The sequence below is a fragment of the Pseudomonas sp. PME37.24/025 genome (assembly GCF_055556615.1).
Window position 1 is genome coordinate 1 of sequence record NZ_JBVHNK010000029.1, and the last position, 4,481, is coordinate 4,481.

Annotated in this window: 2 tRNA genes and 2 rRNA genes; all 4 read left to right on the forward strand. The window is 51.8% G+C overall.

What is annotated here, in order from left to right:
* A 16S ribosomal RNA gene (locus tag ACZ3HH_RS29275) occupies positions 1–1,069 on the forward strand; the annotation flags it as partial.
* An 82-nt stretch (positions 1,070–1,151) separates the two neighbouring features.
* Positions 1,152–1,228 (forward strand) — tRNA-Ile (locus ACZ3HH_RS29280).
* A 30-nt stretch (positions 1,229–1,258) separates the two neighbouring features.
* Positions 1,259–1,334: transfer RNA gene (locus ACZ3HH_RS29285), tRNA-Ala, on the forward strand.
* Between the two features lie 236 nt (positions 1,335–1,570).
* Positions 1,571–4,462 (forward strand): 23S ribosomal RNA (locus ACZ3HH_RS29290).
* Positions 4,463–4,481: the final 19 nt, after the last annotated feature.

The following is a 4,481-nucleotide window of genomic DNA, read 5'->3' on the forward strand; positions in this document are numbered from 1 at the left end:
TGTTTTGACGTTACCGACAGAATAAGCACCGGCTAACTCTGTGCCAGCAGCCGCGGTAATACAGAGGGTGCAAGCGTTAATCGGAATTACTGGGCGTAAAGCGCGCGTAGGTGGTTCGTTAAGTTGGATGTGAAATCCCCGGGCTCAACCTGGGAACTGCATTCAAAACTGACGAGCTAGAGTATGGTAGAGGGTGGTGGAATTTCCTGTGTAGCGGTGAAATGCGTAGATATAGGAAGGAACACCAGTGGCGAAGGCGACCACCTGGACTGATACTGACACTGAGGTGCGAAAGCGTGGGGAGCAAACAGGATTAGATACCCTGGTAGTCCACGCCGTAAACGATGTCAACTAGCCGTTGGGAGCCTTGAGCTCTTAGTGGCGCAGCTAACGCATTAAGTTGACCGCCTGGGGAGTACGGCCGCAAGGTTAAAACTCAAATGAATTGACGGGGGCCCGCACAAGCGGTGGAGCATGTGGTTTAATTCGAAGCAACGCGAAGAACCTTACCAGGCCTTGACATCCAATGAACTTTCCAGAGATGGATTGGTGCCTTCGGGAACATTGAGACAGGTGCTGCATGGCTGTCGTCAGCTCGTGTCGTGAGATGTTGGGTTAAGTCCCGTAACGAGCGCAACCCTTGTCCTTAGTTACCAGCACGTCATGGTGGGCACTCTAAGGAGACTGCCGGTGACAAACCGGAGGAAGGTGGGGATGACGTCAAGTCATCATGGCCCTTACGGCCTGGGCTACACACGTGCTACAATGGTCGGTACAGAGGGTTGCCAAGCCGCGAGGTGGAGCTAATCCCAGAAAACCGATCGTAGTCCGGATCGCAGTCTGCAACTCGACTGCGTGAAGTCGGAATCGCTAGTAATCGCGAATCAGAATGTCGCGGTGAATACGTTCCCGGGCCTTGTACACACCGCCCGTCACACCATGGGAGTGGGTTGCACCAGAAGTAGCTAGTCTAACCTTCGGGAGGACGGTTACCACGGTGTGATTCATGACTGGGGTGAAGTCGTAACAAGGTAGCCGTAGGGGAACCTGCGGCTGGATCACCTCCTTAATCGACGACATCAGCTGCTCCATAAGTTCCCACACGAATTGCTTGATTCATTGAAGAAGACGATAAGAAGCAGCCCGAAATTGGGTCTGTAGCTCAGTTGGTTAGAGCGCACCCCTGATAAGGGTGAGGTCGGCAGTTCGAATCTGCCCAGACCCACCAATTTTGTGTGGGAAACGCCTGTAGAAATACGGGGCCATAGCTCAGCTGGGAGAGCGCCTGCCTTGCACGCAGGAGGTCAACGGTTCGATCCCGTTTGGCTCCACCACTACTGCTTCTGTTTGTTGAAAGCTTAGAAATGAGCATTCCACCAAGCCGGTGATGAATGTTGATTTCTAGTCTTTGATTAGATCGTTCTTTAAAAATTTGGGTATGTGATAGAAAGATAGACTGAACGTTACTTTCACTGGTAACGGATCAGGCTAAGGTAAAATTTGTGAGTTTAATCGCGAATTTTCGGCGAATGTCGTCTTCACAGTATAACCAGATTGCTTGGGGTTATATGGTCAAGTGAAGAAGCGCATACGGTGGATGCCTTGGCAGTCAGAGGCGATGAAAGACGTGGTAGCCTGCGAAAAGCTTCGGGGAGTCGGCAAACAGACTTTGATCCGGAGATGTCTGAATGGGGGAACCCACCTAACATAAGTTAGGTATCTTAAGCTGAATACATAGGCTTAAGAAGCGAACCAGGGGAACTGAAACATCTAAGTACCCTGAGGAAAAGAAATCAACCGAGATTCCCTTAGTAGTGGCGAGCGAACGGGGACTAGCCCTTAAGTGGCTTTGAGATTAGCGGAACGCTCTGGAAAGTGCGGCCATAGTGGGTGATAGCCCTGTACGCGAAAATCTCTTAGTCATGAAATCGAGTAGGACGGAGCACGAGAAACTTTGTCTGAATATGGGGGGACCATCCTCCAAGGCTAAATACTACTGACTGACCGATAGTGAACTAGTACCGTGAGGGAAAGGCGAAAAGAACCCCGGAGAGGGGAGTGAAATAGATCCTGAAACCGTATGCGTACAAGCAGTGGGAGCCCACTTTGTTGGGTGACTGCGTACCTTTTGTATAATGGGTCAGCGACTTATTTTCAGTGGCGAGCTTAACCGAATAGGGGAGGCGTAGCGAAAGCGAGTCTTAATAGGGCGTCTAGTCGCTGGGAATAGACCCGAAACCGGGCGATCTATCCATGGGCAGGTTGAAGGTTGGGTAACACTAACTGGAGGACCGAACCGACTACCGTTGAAAAGTTAGCGGATGACCTGTGGATCGGAGTGAAAGGCTAATCAAGCTCGGAGATAGCTGGTTCTCCTCGAAAGCTATTTAGGTAGCGCCTCATGTATCACTGTAGGGGGTAGAGCACTGTTTCGGCTAGGGGGTCATCCCGACTTACCAAACCGATGCAAACTCCGAATACCTACAAGTGCCGAGCATGGGAGACACACGGCGGGTGCTAACGTCCGTCGTGAAAAGGGAAACAACCCAGACCGTCAGCTAAGGTCCCAAAGTTATGGTTAAGTGGGAAACGATGTGGGAAGGCTTAGACAGCTAGGAGGTTGGCTTAGAAGCAGCCACCCTTTAAAGAAAGCGTAATAGCTCACTAGTCGAGTCGGCCTGCGCGGAAGATGTAACGGGGCTCAAACCATACACCGAAGCTACGGGTATCACTTAGGTGATGCGGTAGAGGAGCGTTCTGTAAGCCTGTGAAGGTGAGTTGAGAAGCTTGCTGGAGGTATCAGAAGTGCGAATGCTGACATGAGTAACGACAATGGGTGTGAAAAACACCCACGCCGAAAGACCAAGGTTTCCTGCGCAACGTTAATCGACGCAGGGTTAGTCGGTCCCTAAGGCGAGGCTGAAAAGCGTAGTCGATGGAAAACAGGTTAATATTCCTGTACTTCTGGTTATTGCGATGGAGGGACGGAGAAGGCTAGGCCAGCTTGGCGTTGGTTGTCCAAGTTTAAGGTGGTAGGCTGGAATCTTAGGTAAATCCGGGATTCTAAGGCCGAGAGCTGATGACGAGTTACCCTTTGGGTGACGAAGTGGTTGATGCCATGCTTCCAAGAAAAGCTTCTAAGCTTCAGGTAACCAGGAACCGTACCCCAAACCGACACAGGTGGTTGGGTAGAGAATACCAAGGCGCTTGAGAGAACTCGGGTGAAGGAACTAGGCAAAATGGCACCGTAACTTCGGGAGAAGGTGCGCCGGTGAGGGTGAAGCATTTACTGCGTAAGCCCACGCCGGTCGAAGATACCAGGCCGCTGCGACTGTTTATTAAAAACACAGCACTCTGCAAACACGAAAGTGGACGTATAGGGTGTGACGCCTGCCCGGTGCCGGAAGGTTAATTGATGGGGTTAGCTAACGCGAAGCTCTTGATCGAAGCCCCGGTAAACGGCGGCCGTAACTATAACGGTCCTAAGGTAGCGAAATTCCTTGTCGGGTAAGTTCCGACCTGCACGAATGGCGTAACGATGGCGGCGCTGTCTCCACCCGAGACTCAGTGAAATTGAAATCGCTGTGAAGATGCAGTGTATCCGCGGCTAGACGGAAAGACCCCGTGAACCTTTACTATAGCTTTGCACTGGACTTTGAATTTGCTTGTGTAGGATAGGTGGGAGGCTTTGAAGCGTGGACGCCAGTTCGCGTGGAGCCAACCTTGAAATACCACCCTGGCAACTTTGAGGTTCTAACTCAGGTCCGTTATCCGGATCGAGGACAGTGTATGGTGGGTAGTTTGACTGGGGCGGTCTCCTCCTAAAGAGTAACGGAGGAGTACGAAGGTGCGCTCAGACCGGTCGGAAATCGGTCGTAGAGTATAAAGGCAAAAGCGCGCTTGACTGCGAGACAGACACGTCGAGCAGGTACGAAAGTAGGTCTTAGTGATCCGGTGGTTCTGTATGGAAGGGCCATCGCTCAACGGATAAAAGGTACTCCGGGGATAACAGGCTGATACCGCCCAAGAGTTCATATCGACGGCGGTGTTTGGCACCTCGATGTCGGCTCATCACATCCTGGGGCTGAAGCCGGTCCCAAGGGTATGGCTGTTCGCCATTTAAAGTGGTACGCGAGCTGGGTTTAGAACGTCGTGAGACAGTTCGGTCCCTATCTGCCGTGGACGTTTGAGATTTGAGAGGGGCTGCTCCTAGTACGAGAGGACCGGAGTGGACGAACCTCTGGTGTTCCGGTTGTCACGCCAGTGGCATTGCCGGGTAGCTATGTTCGGAATAGATAACCGCTGAAAGCATCTAAGCGGGAAACTAGCCTCAAGATGAGATCTCACTGGGACCTTGAGTCCCCTGAAGGGCCGTCGAAGACTACGACGTTGATAGGTTGGGTGTGTAAGCGCTGTGAGGCGTTGAGCTAACCAATACTAATTGCCCGTGAGGCTTGACCATATAACACCCAAGCAATTTG